The sequence below is a fragment of the Paenibacillus sp. FSL H7-0918 genome (genome assembly GCF_038007025.1).
Taxonomy (GTDB): domain Bacteria; phylum Bacillota; class Bacilli; order Paenibacillales; family Paenibacillaceae; genus Paenibacillus_AQ; species Paenibacillus_AQ odorifer.
In genome coordinates, this window is the sequence record NZ_JBBOWJ010000001.1 from 1,349,581 (window position 1) to 1,366,296 (window position 16,716).

The 16,716-nt window shown below is 41.8% G+C and carries 18 protein-coding genes and 1 tRNA gene; 6 read left to right on the forward strand and 13 right to left on the reverse strand.

The annotated features are described in order from the left end of the window. Window positions 1-31 precede the first annotated feature (31 nt). A complete protein-coding gene (locus tag MHI15_RS06155; protein WP_254847654.1) occupies window positions 32-1,168 on the forward strand; it encodes a sialidase family protein in 1,137 nt (378 codons plus the stop codon). Window positions 1,169-1,604: 436 nt separating this feature from the next. Here the strand turns inward: MHI15_RS06155 and MHI15_RS06160 are convergent. Further along, window positions 1,605-1,670 (reverse strand) — tRNA-Met (locus MHI15_RS06160). A gap of 194 nt (window positions 1,671-1,864) precedes the next feature. Here MHI15_RS06160 and MHI15_RS06165 point away from each other — a divergent pair. Together MHI15_RS06165 and MHI15_RS06170 are read left to right on the forward strand one after the other, a co-directional pair. Continuing rightward, a complete protein-coding gene (locus tag MHI15_RS06165; protein WP_341164231.1) occupies window positions 1,865-2,917 on the forward strand; it encodes an MBL fold metallo-hydrolase in 1,053 nt (350 codons plus the stop codon). Next, the gene (locus MHI15_RS06170) at window positions 2,918-3,133 is read left to right on the forward strand and encodes a DUF3006 domain-containing protein (protein ID WP_076220886.1); all 216 of its coding nucleotides are present in this window, start codon (window positions 2,918-2,920) and stop codon (window positions 3,131-3,133) included. 203 nt (window positions 3,134-3,336) lie between these two features. Here MHI15_RS06170 and MHI15_RS06175 read toward each other — a convergent pair whose 3' ends face one another. Continuing rightward, complete coding sequence (locus MHI15_RS06175) at window positions 3,337-4,374, reverse strand: hypothetical protein (protein ID WP_340033457.1); 1,038 nt, start codon at window positions 4,372-4,374, stop codon at window positions 3,337-3,339. Window positions 4,375-5,157: 783 nt separating this feature from the next. Between MHI15_RS06175 and MHI15_RS06180 the strand changes: the two genes are divergently transcribed. Then, window positions 5,158-6,288, forward strand: coding sequence for a thermonuclease family protein (locus tag MHI15_RS06180; protein ID WP_076219548.1), 1,131 nt, complete (start codon window positions 5,158-5,160; stop codon window positions 6,286-6,288). 61 nt (window positions 6,289-6,349) lie between these two features. Here the strand turns inward: MHI15_RS06180 and MHI15_RS06185 are convergent, their stop codons facing one another. Beyond that, complete coding sequence (locus MHI15_RS06185; protein WP_076219549.1) at window positions 6,350-6,637, reverse strand: hypothetical protein; 288 nt, start codon at window positions 6,635-6,637, stop codon at window positions 6,350-6,352. Window positions 6,638-7,161: 524 nt separating this feature from the next. Between MHI15_RS06185 and MHI15_RS06190 the strand changes: the two genes are divergently transcribed. Then, window positions 7,162-7,707, forward strand: a complete 546-nt coding sequence (locus tag MHI15_RS06190; RefSeq protein ID WP_076219551.1) for a hypothetical protein — start codon at window positions 7,162-7,164, stop codon at window positions 7,705-7,707. A gap of 77 nt (window positions 7,708-7,784) precedes the next feature. Further along, complete coding sequence (locus MHI15_RS06195; protein ID WP_076219552.1) at window positions 7,785-8,501, forward strand: hypothetical protein; 717 nt, start codon at window positions 7,785-7,787, stop codon at window positions 8,499-8,501. A gap of 325 nt (window positions 8,502-8,826) precedes the next feature. Here the strand turns inward: MHI15_RS06195 and MHI15_RS06200 are convergent, their stop codons facing one another. The 10 genes from MHI15_RS06200 to MHI15_RS06245 all read right to left on the reverse strand — a co-directional run bounded on the left by MHI15_RS06200 (window position 8,827) and on the right by MHI15_RS06245 (window position 16,716). Then, entirely contained in the window at window positions 8,827-9,564 is a 738-nt protein-coding gene (locus tag MHI15_RS06200; RefSeq protein WP_076219553.1) for an N-acetylmuramoyl-L-alanine amidase, read from the reverse strand. After that, the gene (locus tag MHI15_RS06205; RefSeq protein WP_076219554.1) at window positions 9,561-9,836 is read right to left on the reverse strand and encodes a phage holin family protein; all 276 of its coding nucleotides are present in this window, start codon (window positions 9,834-9,836) and stop codon (window positions 9,561-9,563) included. The genes MHI15_RS06200 and MHI15_RS06205 overlap by 4 nt, the downstream gene beginning before the upstream one ends. Window positions 9,837-9,851: 15 nt before the next feature. Continuing rightward, on the reverse strand, window positions 9,852-10,130 hold the full coding sequence (locus MHI15_RS06210) for a hypothetical protein (protein ID WP_076219555.1): 279 nt from the start codon (window positions 10,128-10,130) through the stop codon (window positions 9,852-9,854). 117 nt (window positions 10,131-10,247) lie between these two features. Further along, window positions 10,248-10,850, reverse strand: a complete 603-nt coding sequence (locus MHI15_RS06215) for a hypothetical protein (protein WP_076219556.1) — start codon at window positions 10,848-10,850, stop codon at window positions 10,248-10,250. A 5-nt stretch (window positions 10,851-10,855) separates the two neighbouring features. Further along, window positions 10,856-14,266 carry a pyocin knob domain-containing protein gene (locus MHI15_RS06220; protein WP_179087529.1) on the reverse strand — a complete coding sequence of 1,137 codons (3,411 nt, stop codon included), beginning with the start codon at window positions 14,264-14,266 and terminating at the stop codon, window positions 10,856-10,858. Further along, window positions 14,256-14,579, reverse strand: a complete 324-nt coding sequence (locus tag MHI15_RS06225) for a hypothetical protein (protein ID WP_076219557.1) — start codon at window positions 14,577-14,579, stop codon at window positions 14,256-14,258. The genes MHI15_RS06220 and MHI15_RS06225 overlap by 11 nt, the downstream gene beginning before the upstream one ends. Continuing rightward, window positions 14,579-15,124 (reverse strand): DUF2313 domain-containing protein, encoded by a 546-nt coding sequence (locus MHI15_RS06230; RefSeq protein ID WP_076219558.1) that lies wholly within the window; start codon window positions 15,122-15,124, stop codon window positions 14,579-14,581. Before MHI15_RS06230 ends, MHI15_RS06225 begins: the two co-directional genes overlap by 1 nt. After that, a complete protein-coding gene (locus MHI15_RS06235) occupies window positions 15,121-15,951 on the reverse strand; it encodes a baseplate J/gp47 family protein (RefSeq protein ID WP_076219559.1) in 831 nt (276 codons plus the stop codon). The genes MHI15_RS06230 and MHI15_RS06235 overlap by 4 nt, the downstream gene beginning before the upstream one ends. After that, window positions 15,948-16,385 (reverse strand): contractile injection system sheath initiator, encoded by a 438-nt coding sequence (locus MHI15_RS06240; RefSeq protein WP_256715244.1) that lies wholly within the window; start codon window positions 16,383-16,385, stop codon window positions 15,948-15,950. Before MHI15_RS06240 ends, MHI15_RS06235 begins: the two co-directional genes overlap by 4 nt. Then, complete coding sequence (locus tag MHI15_RS06245; protein WP_076138588.1) at window positions 16,375-16,716, reverse strand: hypothetical protein; 342 nt, start codon at window positions 16,714-16,716, stop codon at window positions 16,375-16,377. Before MHI15_RS06245 ends, MHI15_RS06240 begins: the two co-directional genes overlap by 11 nt.

Here is a 16,716-nt window from a genome sequence, read left to right on the forward strand (position 1 = left end):
CATCGCGGTAAATTGGCTTAATCCTTCAGTTATGGTTGCCGTAGCTGTAGATCTTCGATTAGGCCCTCCTAATATAGGTTTATACAAATCTATTGACGCAGGTGCCACTTGGACAACAACGTTATTGCCGTTACCGACAGGATTTGCAGGCATCGAAGCACCACATATTGATTATATTTTCCCGACCACTTTCGTAGTATTAGCCCACGCCTTCGATTCAGACGGTCTCAGCGGGTCGATCGTCTCCTATACATCTGCCGACAATGCCTCTTCATTCGGACCGCCAGTCATCGTGAATCAAGGGTTTGGGCAGTTTGTAAATGATGATCAGGTAGTCGTTGTCACCGACAAAGCTGGATCAAGTCCCTTTTTTGGAAATGTATATACTGGTTATACGCATGATTACAACACACAATTCATACCGGGAAATACGATATTCTTCAATCGTTCCCTAGATAACGGTAGTACCTATTCCAGTCCCTCCCTGCTGTCTTCGGTCGAAGAATTCGAAGAATTCCCCGGTATAGCAATTACATTAAATGGGATTGTTATCGTGGGATGGATCAATCAGCCTCCCGGTAATACTGATCTTAAAATTCGCACATCCTCAGACGGTGGGGTCATTTTTACTCCTGAAACCATGGTCGCCAGCGTTGTAGTCCCACCAGATCCATTGCCGGGATATACATTTAGATGTCTGACATACCCTTCCCTCGCAGCAGATATTTCTAATGCACCGACGACGCGAGGTAATGTCTATGCTGTATGGCAAGATTTTCGAGAAGGTTATTCCGATATTTTTCTTGCCACTTCCACCAATTTTGGTGTGGATTGGGGGGCACCAATATCCATTACAGGTAGTCCGGTGGGCTCCCAAAACTTTTTCCCAGCCATCACCGTATCCCCTGCGGATGGTGCAATATTCGTTACCTATTACACTAATCGAGTCAACCCCCTCAACCTTGATGTTTATCTAGCAACATCTAGAGATGGCGGTATGACGTATACAAACACCCGGATAACAACAACTTCCTTTGACGTCACCGGCATCCCCCTAATTGGGGACTACATCGGTAATGCCATCGTCCCCCAAACAGGCCGTCTAGTGAGCGTATGGACAGACACGCGGACCGGTACTGAGAACATCTGGTTTGGGGATAATCAATAAGCTATTAATCAACTTCTGATGATAAATTAAAAGGCTGTTAAGTTAGTATATCTACTTGCAATAAAGGATGCCGAGCGAACATGCGGCATCCTTTATTGCTTCTTATCAAAATAGCATTAACCTGTTCAAAGAAATCATCAATTTCAGCGTATTGGACATGCTTTTAATTCAATCAAAATCTACGGCGTATGGTGCTTGCTACTTAATAGTCTATATGTCTTGACTGTCCCCCTTTCCTCTACAAGAGTGCAGTTCCACAGAATACATACTTTTTACCGTTTTCCAGATGATCTGTGATAAAACCAGAGGATCTAACAACGCCGTGACCAAAATGTGATCATTTTCTATTTTGTCGCTTTTCCAACTCATCCACTTCTACTTACAAGGGAACCTACAGACAGCAAAAAACCCTTACAAAGTAAGGGTTTTTGATAAGTGGGCCCTGAGGGACTCGAACCCCCGACCAATCGGTTATGAGCCGACCGCTCTAACCAACTGAGCTTGGGGAAAGGTTAAAATAAGCTTAACTGTGTTTCTTTTTCTTCTATTATAGGGGTTTTTCTATTCATGAATTTAACTCTATATCAGATACTTCGTTTACAAATTCGTTAGCAAGTTTTCGTAATGTTCTCTAGAAAAAATTACCTATAACTGATAGAATACTCCCAGAATCATACATTGGGGGTTTATTTTTTTATGAAAAGAATTATTGTGCCAATCTTCATGTCACTTGTTTTATTGTTGATGCCTGTACTTGCTGAGGCGCATCCAGGACGCACCGATGCAAATGGCGGTCATTATTGCCGCACCAATTGCGCAAAGTGGGGACTAAAAAACGGAGAATACCATTACCACAATGGTGGAAGTTCAAATTCAAAACCGGCTGCCACTGCTAAACCAGCTGTTAAGCCTACCGCGAAACCAACAGCAAAGCCTACAGCTACACCAGCTCCAACTTTGCTTTTACCAAAGAAACAAAACGTTGGCACTCTTCAGGTGTACTTTTTTGATGTTGGACAAGGTGACTCTACTCTAATTCGAACTCCGAACAATCAATATGTCCTCATTGACGGAGGTAATAACGATCAGGGTAAGAATGTAGTAAAGTACCTGAATGCTCTTGGTGTAAAAACACTTGATGCCCTGGTTGCTACTCATCCTGACGCGGATCACATTGGTGGATTAGATGATGTTCTAAAAGCATTGGACGTTAAATCTGTCTACGCTCCAAAAGTATCACATACCACTGAAACATACAAAGATTTTTTGACTGCTGTGAAGAATGAAAGACGTACCATCAAAGCTGTGACTAAAGGAGTTACTATTCCTTTAACTGGTGTTGAGGCGAAGTTCCTGGCACCTACCAGAGAATATGGAGATAACCTTAACGACTGGAGTGCCGTCTTAAAGGTTACATATAAAAACAAGTCCTTCCTCTTTACCGGCGATGCCGAGAAGGCTTCTGAGAACGATATGTTAGCCGATGGCATGAATTTAAAAGCTGACGTATTAAAAGTCGGGCATCATGGCTCCAGTAGTTCGACCAGTAAAGCATTCATCGACGCTGTTAAACCACAGTACGCAGTAATAAGCGTCGGTAAAAACAATTACGGGCATCCAGATTCCGGGATTCTTACAAGGTTAAAAAATGCGAATACTTCAGTGTTACGAACTGACCAAAAAGGTACAATTACTGCAATAAGTGATGGAAATAAAATCACTTTTACATCGACTAAGGGGGCTAAGTAAATGCATAAAGGAATCATTGACCGCTTTGAAGGTGAGTATGCCGTTGTAGAATTTGAAGGGCAAACTGAGGATATCTTAAAATCAATTTTACCTAAAGAGGCAAAGTCTGGAGATACCCTTATTTTTAAAGATAATGAAATTCTGATCGATAAGAATGACTCGAAAAAGAGAAAAGAAGACATTCAGCAGCTAATGGACGATTTGTTCGAAGATTAAAAATGAACCCCGGTGAATATCCGGGGTTTTATTATGTACTAACTCTTATCCATCCTCTTTCCAAATTCAAATCCGAGAATATCCTTGATCATTAATGCTACCAATGTACATTTAAGAGAAGCGGTAGTATCATAGATCGGCATATATCTTGAATACTTTTAATTTAGTATCCAAACAATCGCATTTCCATAATATGAAGCTTATCAAGCTGTCAGCTCATCAAATACTTTAATCAAAATAAATCTTGTAATTCTTTCAATCAATATCAAAAGTGAATATAACTTAATTTCAATCGATATATCTTCTCCACGGTGCAAGTAATTTGATCGTAGATTATAAATTCTGTTCAATAATTCTTCTATTTCCTCTTTACTAATAGCACTTCTATCTATTCCTCGATCTTCCCAAATTTCATAAAAGTTCTCATTCAAAAATTGAAGCACAAAATCTACAAATTTCATCTTTACCTTATATCTCTCTAAAACAAATCCCTTCAAAAAATCACGATTTTCAGATTGACCAACATCCGTTTCGATAATATTTATAATTTTGGTAAAGAAATAATCATCTGAATCTAGATTTCGAGATGTTATATTACTTTTTTTAGAATACTTATGTGTTAAAGTTTCTATGGATGTAACAAACAACATAAAACTTAGTGTTTCATTTATATTATACTGCTCTAATGCATTGTAGTATAGATTTAGTGATTTCAAAAAATCCTTGTTCTTATTTGTACCCTTCTTCAATAAAACCCCAAGCCTTTTCAAGCTGTCTTCACTGTTAGAAAGCTCACCAGATTGACTAAAATCCAACCTATCCAACATATTACAAACTGGATGTCTAGCATTTTTCAGTGGGATAAAATAATTAATATTTGGTAGACTGAAATGATCATTTATTCTCGTAACACCATGATCAAAGAAAATTTTCCCATAATGCAAAGACAAAAAGTTTCTAAATACTTTCAGAGCTCGTACTCCATCCATGTCTGCAATCTCAAGTGGAGTTTTATGATACGGGCCAAGAGATTTATTATCCACCCCTAAAGGATTAATGCTATCGACTTCAACAGTAAGACTTAAAACAAACATACTTCTAAAAACACTTGTATATTGAAATTCTTCATATCTAGGCATATGATTTGGGGGAGAAATTGGTCTCAATGCGAAACTTTCCGATTCAAGTCTGCCATTTATCATAAAAGGTGTGGAAAGCAGCATCTCATTATATGTCTTCAAGGATTCGTCTCCTTTGTGTCAAAATAATTCAATCACTCAATGTTAGCATAATATGGATTCGATATGCTTCATGATCAGTAAAAATTAAATCAGTCCCCTCTTCTATACGGTCTATATCTTGGATCGTAATCTTAAGAGGATCAATCACTGTATTCTTTGAATACACTTCTGCCTTTTTGGCAGAAAAATATAGACTACAACTGCTGAAATGATAATTATCAATATCATGAGGACGACGGTTTTAACAATGTATCCCCCCCTAGAATATAAGAAAGAGACTTGGCGGTTACTGATCCGCGAGGTCTCTTCTTGATACTTCCGGATTACACTGCCGATGCTTCCAAACTGTGTATTCTAAATATAATCCATTTCCCACAACATGTATGTAACGATAAAGGAAAATTTTTCTGATCGCAAAAATACCCAGCTGATATTGGCAAGGTACAATACTTCATATTATCTTTTTACATAGCCCATAAAAACAGGTCATAACCAGTTTGAAATATGATCTATTTTTTCTACTCGTGGAGTAGAAACAGGTACAAACTGATGAAAATAGATTATGTAATTTCCCCGAGATTTTATCAGGTGATTTTCTTTTGTTATAGTTTGTATAATCGTATTTCTTATATATAAATGAACCCACCCCGTCAATCTCAGAATCTCAAGCTTCCGCTGTGCCAATCATGAATATTCTGATAAAGTTCCCGTTTGAATTTAATAGTCATAATCTCCCATTTCTGCTAAGCTAACTTCATCTATTTATAGAAAAGGGGTTCCTTGATGCTCAGATCAAAAAAGTTTCTGATTTCTCTTAGTATTATCGCTTTAATAGAAATTCTTATTTTTACGGGCATATCTTTTCGGGATGCTATAGCTATTAACTTTTTCTTGATATCCTTTGTTGCAATACCGATTTGGATTATAGGTCTGATTAAGCCTTCACTAATTATTCGCTGGGGAGATCCAACTAAAAAGACACGCAAAGCGGTTACCACATATTCATTAATCACTATTGCGATATCTCTTATATTGTTTGTAGTAACTATTCCTAAAGTTACAACTGTCGAGCAAGGAAACTCCGTAGCAAAAGAAAAAATTGTGGAAAATGTTAACAAGACTGAAAGTACTGAAAAAGTGTCAACGTCGGTTGATACAAAGCAAAATATCGAACCAGCAAGTTTAATGTCATCTGCGGAAACAATTGAAGTTCAGGTAATCTCCGTCACTGATGGGGATACCTTTACGGTCAAATTACAAGACGGCACATCTGAGAAAGTGCGGCTCATACTTATTGATACACCGGAGACTAAACATCCTTCTAAGCCGGTTCAACCTTTTGGCCTTGAAGCGAGTGCTTATACAGCAGAAATCCTTACAGGAAAAACTGTAAAACTCGAATATGACGTATCTGAGCGGGATAAATATGGACGCATTTTAGCATATGCATACGTTGGTGATAAGATGGTAAATGAAATGTTGCTTGAAAAGGGGCTTGCGAGGGTTGCTGTTTATCAGCCTGATGTCAAATATGTTGATCAATTTAGGGAGATCCAAAAGAAAGCACAGTCGGCTAAGTTAGGGATTTGGAGCATAGAAGATTACGCAACTGATAAAGGGTATGATGATACTGTAGTTGCGAAAGTAAGTACTCAACCAACTGCTACTGTCAAACCCTCACCAAAACCAGTGGCTACTTTGAAACCTGTTGAAACGAAAAAACCTGCAGCACAAACAAAGAAGCCAACTGCTGCTCCTACTAAAAAGCCAACAGCAACACCCCAACCAGTCCAAGATGTTTATTACAAAAACTGTTCCGCCGTTAGGGCAGCCGGCGCAGATCCAATCTATGCAGGTGACCCTGGCTACTCAAGAAAGCTCGATCGAGACGGAGACGGTATAGGTTGTGAATAAAATTAAACCCCAGGAAGTGCTCCTGTGGTTTAGCTATGTCATTACAATTATGTATACCTTCCTAGTAATCTGTCCAGTAATCTATATGGCCACCGTCAATGCCCCATGAAACATATGCTGGTCGATCCTCTTTTCGCTCCCATCCCTCAACGACAACTGCACTCTCAGGTGGTTTCCCAAATTCCCACAGAATGTAGTTGTCCTCTGCCAATTCCTGCAGCCCGGCTAGAATCTTTTCTGGTGTCCGTCCGCTCTTTGTCTCCAGTACCTCTATCGTAGGCATGTATCCATGATGCACCGAGCAATGCCGCATAATCATCAACAGCTTGCGGGCCGTATCGCTAAGCATAGCGTCTCTCCTGTATGGGTTGCCATGACAGGATACTGGATTCTAAGAATACACGGGGCGAGTTGGTGGTCAGGCATGTAGCCCGGATACGACCGTCACGAATACCATAGACCTCGATCTTGCGTTGCGTAATCTTTTCCGCTTTGTCCTGATATATAATTTCAACTGTTTGGCCAACACTCATTTTCATGTGATCGCCTCCAAAAAATAAGAACACTTGTTTGTATTATAACCGCATTAGGAAATTTTAAGCAATGAAAAAAAGAGACAGTGATTCCCATGATCCAAGACTTACCTGCCCTCCTACGTCATTCTAAAAATTATAATTATGGAGTGGTGAAACTATGTTTATATCCCCAATACTGTTGCAAACGGCTCCCAGGCCATTTCTCACAGCGATTGTATATTTGCACTAAAGACCGTTAGGAGATTCCTTATAATTGGTATTTATCATTAAATAATGTAATATAAAGATATGTTTGTAAATATAAACTATCTTTTAAAATTGGAAGGAGAGTTGAATTTTGAGAATTAAATTACTTTCATTTTTATTAATTTTATCAGTGCTTCTTTTAGGATGTCAGGAGAATAAAACTGTAACAAATAATAGCGAACTATATGACCTACCTACAATCCCTTTAGAAATTGCTATCGTAGGAAAGAATCCGTTTCAACAAGTTGAGAATATTAACTACAAACCAATAGAATTAACGGATCTCTTAGAGGAAAAAAACAAGACCTATGATGCTCTTATTGTAACGAGGGAATATTTTAATCAAGCTGCAACCAAAGCATACCAAGATTACTTTAGTCGTATTGAATACCCTGTTTTCTTCATTGGAACAGAGGATATACTCCCCGGAGTTTTTAGAGACTCAAGATTAACATTAAATGATGTCGAATTTGGCAAATCAGGACAGTATGTTTCTGGGTTTGTTCGTACTAATGATAGATATCAAGTTTGGGGGTTGGATCTTCCTGAAAACCCTACTGAGAAAGACAAAAAACTAAATATAATTCTAAGAATATCCAAGATAGTCCAAATTTTCAATAATGGTGGTTATAGATGATTATAATTCAATAGTTTACAAGATATACCACATTATGATATATTGTGTAAGAAATTAATAGAAAAGGAGACATTATTATGAAAAAAGTTTTATCAGCATTTGCCTTATCCTTAACTCTATGTGCATCACTTATTTTGCCAGCTTCTCATTCTTACGCAGCAAGCACTGAAGGCGATTCAAGTTCACAGCAACTCCAAGAAATTAATTCTGATTTGCTTCAAGGAAAAATTGATTTGAACAATTTGGAAAGTTTGGGGGATCGAGTGACTGTAGAAGAAATGAGTTATGAAGAAGCTATTGCTGAAATTGCAGAAAATAGTGGTAGAACAGTAGAAGAAGTACGAACTACACACCCCGATAAAACATCAAATTCATCTACAAATTCTAAAAATTCAACTTTGGCTGCTGCAAGTACAGGAGTATCAAAATTTTCAGTTGTTTTAGATGTAAATCCGTATTACAATCCAACTCTAATGGTTTATGCAATTACGTACCATTCTGGATCTTTTTATCAATTTAATGAAATGTTCGATGTTCAAATGAATGCAAAAAACACACTTTCCGGTCTTACATTACCTTATTCTAAAGTATACGGAGGTAATCTTACTGCAAAAATAGTAAATCCAACACAAATCTATTGGATTGTGAATGGTCAGTTCTGCAACAATGGAGAAACTTCTACCTCCGGAGGTGTTCAAGCTGGCAACCAGGCGGTATCTGTCACTGTATCATTTACTTACACTTCATCTCATTACGCATACTACAATAATGAAGGGGCTATATTTGCTCCCTAATAAAAATACAGTCACTGGAAACTCGACAGACATTATAACGTTACTACATAGAATTTAGTTTCTGGATGAAATCACTTTTTCGAGTTTAGCCAGCGGTCATTTGTCCGCTGGCTCTTCTATTCTTGCCAAGTTTTTTCGAGTCAGATAGAAAAACTCCGTGGATTCTCCGACCTCCATTGTTGATCGTCTAGTCTATGATAACTTTACTTCTTTGTACACCCTCAACTTTTGTTAGATAACTAGATAATGCGTGCCTCTGGGCAAGCTAAACAAAAAAAACACCAGCTTAGGCCAGTGGATATATAATCTTAAGATGTTTAAAAAGTTACTTTGTAATGTTAACCTTCTTTCTTACTGCGTCATATACAACTGTAGCCCCTAGAGCCTCTGCTACAGCTCGTGCAGGAGTATAGGTAGTGCCGTTATCAAGTACGCCGTCAGCCACCTTCTTGCCATTTACGAATACAGCCACTTTATTTTCTCTATTCACTTGATTCCCTTCTTCCTTCTTCTTCAGTCCCAAATACTTTGCAATCCCGATCACATGGCCATCAATGATTGCTTGGATAACCACATCTTTTTTGAGTTTGGCAGCGTCAGTTGCCACGTCCAAAAACAAATTTTCTGTGAGTACTGCTGGCATTTTACTCTCCCGTACCATGTGCAGGTTATCCGCCTTTTGTCCTCGGTCAATCACGCCAACAGCGACCTTATTGAGCGTGTCCATAATCGCTGAGTGCAGGACGTTTTGCAGTGCTGCCGATGTGGCTGAGGCTTTTATATATCTAAATGTCTCAAATCCACCAGAGCCACCCCCAGCGTTACCATGGATTGAAACCAGGATATCAGCGCCTGCTTTGTTGGCTAGATTTGTGCGCTCTTTTAATTCCAGAAACACATCAGTGCTACGGGATAGTAACACCTGAACTCCATCATAATTTGTCTCGAGTCGCTTTTTAATCTCCAAAGCCACTGACAGTACGATGTCTTTCTCTTTTAAACCATTTGCAACTGCTCCTGGATCCTTACCACCATGTCCTGCGTCGATCCATACCTTCTTCATTGTTCATTCCCCTCCTTCGCTTTAGCCGTTTGTTTAACCAGTTGATTACCGTACACAGCAACTGCACTACATAAAATCGCCTGTAGAACACTGTCTACGTTTAATCCAGTAGTCAGTACAACCAGGATAATTGCAGCTAAAGTAACTGCGTAAATGATTGTCCAATCGGGTATCTTTGGGGTTTGTTTAAGGATATAGCCAATCACCCAGCACACAGCGACAACCATCAGCAATTCTGGCTTAATAAAATTCGCAACTGCATTCCATTCCATATAAATTCATCCTCTCTATTCTTCGATTTTGTCCAAGCGTTTATGGGCTTGCTTGGTAGATTCTTCAACTCGTGTTACTCGCTCTGTTAATGCATCAAATCGTCTTATCTGGTCTTTTAACTCAAATCGAACATCATCAACACCATGTTTGATGTACTCAACGTCTGTACGCAATGCCGCACCACTACCAGCCTCTTGTGCCACATCCTTTTTAAATGCAGACGTTCTGGTAACCCACCCTAATACAACGCCGCTTACTGCTGCGACTAATGCTGTAATCGTTGTAATCTCCACTACCTTCCCCCCTTAATATAAATAGCCCCCGGGGATCCGAGGGCAAAATAAAAACGCCTATATGGCGTAGTTTCAAGACAAACAAAGCATTATAGATTGGAATATTTTATCGAAAAGTTACGTTCCATAGCTTATCAAGTAGCAGTTTTGTGAGAACCCCGCTGGATTCGTTAAGGTAAAGGAGGGCTTCCCATCCAATAGAGTTATATTACTAACCTCTAACGGGTTTGACTGTCCCTTTACCGTCATGTACTTATAGGATTCCCCAGGTCTTTTGTAAATCACAGAATGTGGTATTTGCGCAACGAAATATGAGTCTATAATCATCATTTCAATGGTATTAAAAGGAGCCGATTCCTTTACAGAAATTGAACTTTGCGCTGGGACGTTTAAATATGTGGAACGCACAACTTTTGCACTAGCAGCAGCCATAGTGCCTTGTATCCCAAACATGATCATGTCTTTAGGGATATTCTCTGGCTGTAGGTTAGGTTCTTCCACTGTGTACTTGGTGGTTTCGTCGTGGTAACCGTTGTAAACACCGTCAGCCTGTGAGAAAGCCACGCGACCAAATGAGGCATCGTATAACGTGACAGGCACATAAAAATCTGTTTGCTTCTTCATGGTTCCAGTTCCGTTCATAACCGTTCCCGCGCTGTATTTAACGCCTTCAAGCACTTGGGATGCTTTCGCATCCCCTGGCAATACTAGTTTAGTCATTCCATCTACTCCCTTCTTATTGCGGCTGTTACATATGCCGGGTTTGTTGTATTGTTGTGAGTCACTAAAAGCGACACTGTTTCATTCGCCTTTACTCTAATGAACGCCGGAACAAACACGTAGCCGTCGTATGGTGCTGGTGTCGCTGACACGGGCAAGAATTCATAAGCTGTCAGTCCAAGTCTAGGATCAACATACTGAACGTATATCGAGATTTTAGTATCGTATAACAGGGAAAGATAAACCAAAACAGTAATGGTCTCGTCTGCCGTAGGTGTATACGCCAGCACCGGAACCCCGCTTGTTGAATTAGCTACCGGCAGGTCTTCTACTTTCGCCGCCGTACTGGTTATACCCGGGATTTCCCCTTTGCTATTGCGGACAACTACTGTATTTGGTGTTGGAGCCTGAGAAGGAGACCACCCGGACAGTGTATCGGCGTTACCCCACTTTATCGGTACAATGACAGCGTTCGTTATACCTGTTTCGCTTGTGATATTTGTAATCGTCCAGTTACCCGCAGAGGCCAAGGCGCTGGCTCCATTGTGAGACGCTAACACCTCTGTTACCTCTATGTGCGGGTACTGAGATACGTTAGTAGTCGTTCCTAATAAGATACAGCACTTAGTACCATCGTAAGCAAGACGCACAGACGTAAACGGTAAACTCCCCGCCGCAGAATCTGCCAGAGCTGAGGTCATCATCCACCCGCCAGTGAAGTTATACCCGCCAATGATAAGTTCCCACGCCCCGCGATTAGATGCGTACTCATACCCCGTTATTTTTATGGTCATCATAGTGGCGTTCCAACCAACCGGAAGGGTTATCTTAATCGCACCTGTGTTATTAATATTGCCCTTGTAAGAAGCTACGTTGCTGAGTTTTACCGATTCAGAACTATAAGTTCTTGATACAGGGCCAGTGAAGTTACCCCCAGCACTGCTGATACTAGATACCCAAGCCGTCCAAATAGCGCTTGTCCCCGATCTTCCTCGCGTGTAGATTGCGCCCGATATGACATCAATAACCTCTTGTTTGATATAAAAAGTCCCGTTGTGATCCACTCTCGAAACTTGGAGAAGACCGTAATTCACTAGCGGGGAGTTCACATAGGTTATTGGCGGCTCTTGGAACATGGCGTAAAGACCACTAGTTACTATGTTGTTGAAATTAGTCGCGTTGGCGATCAACCCTCTATCCCTAATAAATGGGCTGTCGTTGTTACCCGTCCACCACGGAACCCAGGTACTCCATGCAGCCGCAGCGTCTTTAAATCTCACATAAGAACCACCGCTAGATTGCAATAGTAGCTGCCAAGTCCATGTATTCGCGTTATTATGCGTTTCTGCGCCGCTGATAAAAACCAACACTTGCCCCCACATACTTGCGGCTGGCTTGTTAAGTGTAACAGGACTAATAGGATATACTCCCGCCGTTAGTGCAAGGTCTAAATCCACAGTAGGGATAGTGTTAGCTCCACCCAAAGAGTTATACACATTGTTACGTGGTACTCTAATAGACGCATCCAGTCCCGCATATCCACTAGCTACATTCTTTCTTCCACTGTGCTCTATCTCCATCCAATCCGACCATTGAGGAGAACCTGGCGAATAGTAATTGCGTGTGTAAATTCTAAATGACGCAGAATTATACGAGATGATGGACTGGTTAACTCCTGCATGTGTGTTATTTCTAAGGTAAAAAGATTGTCCCGCAATAGCTGTAGGCATATTCAAGATAGTTGCCGCAGTCGCGTTACTAGGGCAGAAGTAGTCTCCCTCATTTCTAAACGCGTTTAAGTCTGTGTTAGCAGGTATGATTTGCGATGTTCTAGCAATGCTAGCAGGAATGTGGGCATCAAGTAATTTAGTATTTGCATCAAGTCCCGCATACCCGTTAGCTGTGTTCTTTTTATCCGTTGTCTCTGATAACTTCCAAGCTGACCAGACCGCGACACTACTTCTTGCCCGAATATAGGTGTTTCCATTGGTAACATCTATAACTTCTTGCTTAACATACGTAGTACTTTTGTCAGAGACGTACACAAACAGAAGCCCATAGGTTACAGCTGGAGCGTTAGTAATTCCCGTAGGCATATAAATTGACCATATACCGTTAGTTAGTAAGGTGTTAAAGTCTGTGTTATTAGTAATACGTGCTCTGGGCATAAATACAGGGGAGTCATTATACCCTGTCCACAGAGGTACCCACTCTTGCCACTCTTTTTCATTTATTTTTCTTCGAACGTATATCGGACCTATCGTACTAAAGAACATTTGCCATATCCAGTTAGCTACGTTGTCGTGAGTGTCACCAGAGCTTACATGAACTATAACTTGTCCATAGTTAGCTTCTGGGGCGCCTGTAGCCGTATTAGTAACTGAGTACGTACCAGCAGTGTATAAGGTGTTGAGGTTGGTCGCACCTCCAGCTCCACCTAATGAACTGTATGTGTTAACACGTGGAACCTTAGAGGTAGCGTCCATCGCAGCTACACCACTAGCAGCACCCTTTTCTGTCTTGGGAATAGATGCATTCTTTGCGTTACTCTCTGCTGCGTTCCAGGCAGTACGCTCTGTGGCTGTAATGTGCCTTGTAGTGTCGTCAACGTGTGTCTTAGTTGCGGCTAGTGTTATGTCAGGTGTGTCAAATGGATTAGCTTTGCCTGTTATGGATTTAAGATACTTGGTAAGCCAGGAAAACCACTGAGTGATAGTGCCCGTCAAGCTATAGGGAGTAGTAATCGAAGGATCAGCTGTACGGTTACCTATCGTAGCATCTGTAGCCGATCCTGCCCCCCCAGCCCCAGGAGTAAGCCCCGCCAACTTCGCCTTCTCAGAAGATGAATAATCCTCTGTTGAAAGTTGTTTTCCCGCGACCTTATCCACTTTGCCTGAGAGTTGATTGGTGACCGTGGCTGCAAAGTTCGGATCATTATTCAGTGCGTCCCCAATTTCTTTAAGTGTATCGAGAGCGTCCGGTGCAGCACCGACCACAGCTTGAATACGCTGGTCAGTCTCTGTTTTGCTGTAAGTGGATGATTTATCTGCCTTTGCAAGTAGCGCGGTATCTGCATAGGTTTTGGCAGCTGATAGAGCAGCATCAGCTTTAGTCTGAGCACCTGCAAGTGTCTCCTTGGCTTTCCATTCCGCTCTTTCAGCAGCCGTTATGTGCTTAACTGTATCTTTTTTATGTGTATCAATATCCGCAGCGTTTTGATCTGTCAGTTCATGGACGATCTCAATACCATCTTCTATGTGATTCAAACGCTGAGATGTAAGACGTGTACCTTCTTGGACCAGTTCATACAAAGGCCTCCCGGTTTGTGGGTCAGTCTTTTGCTTTCCCGAGGAATCCTTTATCGGCTTGGTCAAGTCGGGAATCTCGTCCTTCCACTGCTGCTTGTTATACGCCACCAGCACTCGCCTCCAATCTCAAAACAAATTCAAAGGCAATCAAAAACCCCTTATCGTTTTTAGTTACGAGAAGGGGTTGATCTGCCAGTATATTACCTTCAGCATCCAGCAAGGCTGCGCCTAAAAGTTGTTTGCCGATAGCTTGAGTCTCCGTTAGATAAATGTACTTTCGAACAGACATACCAGATACAATTGTGTTGTAAATAGGATACGTCGTCTGAACCCCTCCTATATTCACCCGCGCGCTGACGATGTGACCATTCAAATTCGAAATCAACTTCTCAAGAAGCAACTGCTTAATAACGTCTGCCATTACTCCCCTCCTCCAAACGGAACTTCAAACCCGCAAATCGGGAAGTCCACTCCATGCGAGTAGCCAGTACCTTTTATATTAATGACTTGCGTCGGAACTGCTGAACTAAATACTGCTCGACGAATATGAACCGGACGCACGTATTCAAAATCAGCCTGCAGACCTGCCATGTTAAACGGTTGAACTAAGGAAAATTCAAAATGGATCTCTTTTGCTAAAAAATCCTCTGAAACACTTATCAACATACCATGCTGATTCCCTAGTTCTCGAAGCAGAGGAAGCTTAAAAGGACGATCGCCCCAGCGCTTCCGGCGTATCGCCTCCCTACGTTCATCGTCGCTTCCCTCTTGAGTCTTCCGGAAGTACATCCATTCCCAGATCCACAACGCCCAGGTCGATCTTCGCAGAATAAACTGATTGCTCAGATCGTCTATAGTTTGCAAACGATCGTCCATTTCCTTCTCAAAAACTGAAAAATGACGATCTGCCATATCAATCTCATACCAATAAGGTGGCAGCATTTCGCGGTATCTAAGCGGAATCATAGCAGGATCACTTCCACTCTCAAAACAGACGACAAGGGGAGAACAATATCCTCCTCATCCCCATTGAGGGTCAAACTCTCGTAATCATCCACGCCAGGCAATAGTAGTAAGGCAGCCACGTAATTGTATATTAGTTTGGATCGTCCGCTTGCGTAATCCAATACACGCTGCTGAATGGTCGCTGCCAGGACAGTAAGATCTGTACCGCTAGACGTTAGCAAACGTGTCTCTAAAAGCACATTAAAGACCGGAGCCGGATGTACCAATAAGTCATGCCCAGCGATCCGTCGCTCCTCCCACATCCATACTTTGACCGTCTCAGCAAATTCCTCAGTAATTGGCTGTCCGTCCAGGTTGGTCAAGTAAAGATCGATGGAGTTATCATGCCGTTCCTTTTCACGAGCTATCGCTCCACCAACACCGGCCATCTCTGTAGCCCAGGTTTCATAATCTTTGCGACGTCCGCTCCCGATTTCGGTAGCAGCACGCCCCAACATCCGTAGGCGAAATGTATCGTCACTCTCCCCATCCTTGCGGATAAGACCTGCAGCCCATCCGTGACCATCAAGATACTCGGAATCTGCCCAAATCGGAAACCCTTGAACGAATCCATAAGTCCATAGCATTTGCTGCTCCGCAAGCTCTAACGCAAGTGGATACCAAAGATCATAAAAGTATTCTCCTTCTCCTGTTGGCGGCGGTGGTAGCCCTCGTTCAAGCGCCAAGGCTATGGCACGGTTAACCCAACGTTGATAGATTTCCTCCGGCTCTTCTTCTAGGATAGGCATGTAGGGGAGTGACGGTAAATCACTCAGTTTAATGGTCATACACTAATCGCCTCCTCCAGTTCCACTTGACCCGCTAAGCCAGTTATCAATATTCTAAGATGCATCTCCTGTCCTTCTCGAATCATCGATCGCACCTCAGCACGCACAATCTCGGTATGAGCAGTCAAAGCTTCCTCCATATCTCGTTTGATCTCTACATCCTCCCAAGTAGACCACTCCGATCTCTCCACGCCAACCTCCTCGCCGTATAACACATACCTGAAACGCTCAGTATTCAGAATCTTGAGTGCTGTCTGAACTAGATATTCTTCATAAGTGCTGGTCTTCTTCGGGTAACCATCTTCAGTAAGAACGGCGCGCCGATTACGGTAATCGATTAAGTACGTCCATTTCGTAGCCGATACAACAGATTCAGTAAGTTCGACTTCTCCAATGTCCGATATATCTAACTCAGGAAAGAAACTATCCGCCACTACTGCCCACATCCTTCCCGAGCACATAATACCGCTGGCCTGTCATCCGAGAAACAATAAGCTGATCTCCAACCTTCAGAGGGCTGGGGATCGTTAGGACACCGGTTAACTTTGAAACCTCAAGTTGCTCAACCTCAAAGACTGCATCGATACGGCGTTCCTGCAGATATTCTGCAAAGACCAGTTTATCTGCAAGATAAGGTTCCGGGTCACCTTCTACCTGAATTTTCGGATTACCTGGCCAGCTCAATAATGTCGCTCGTTCGGTATCTCGAGAGTCAATATGACCTTTCGTCTTTTCCTTCAACAAATTCAATGCGTCATTTAGCAA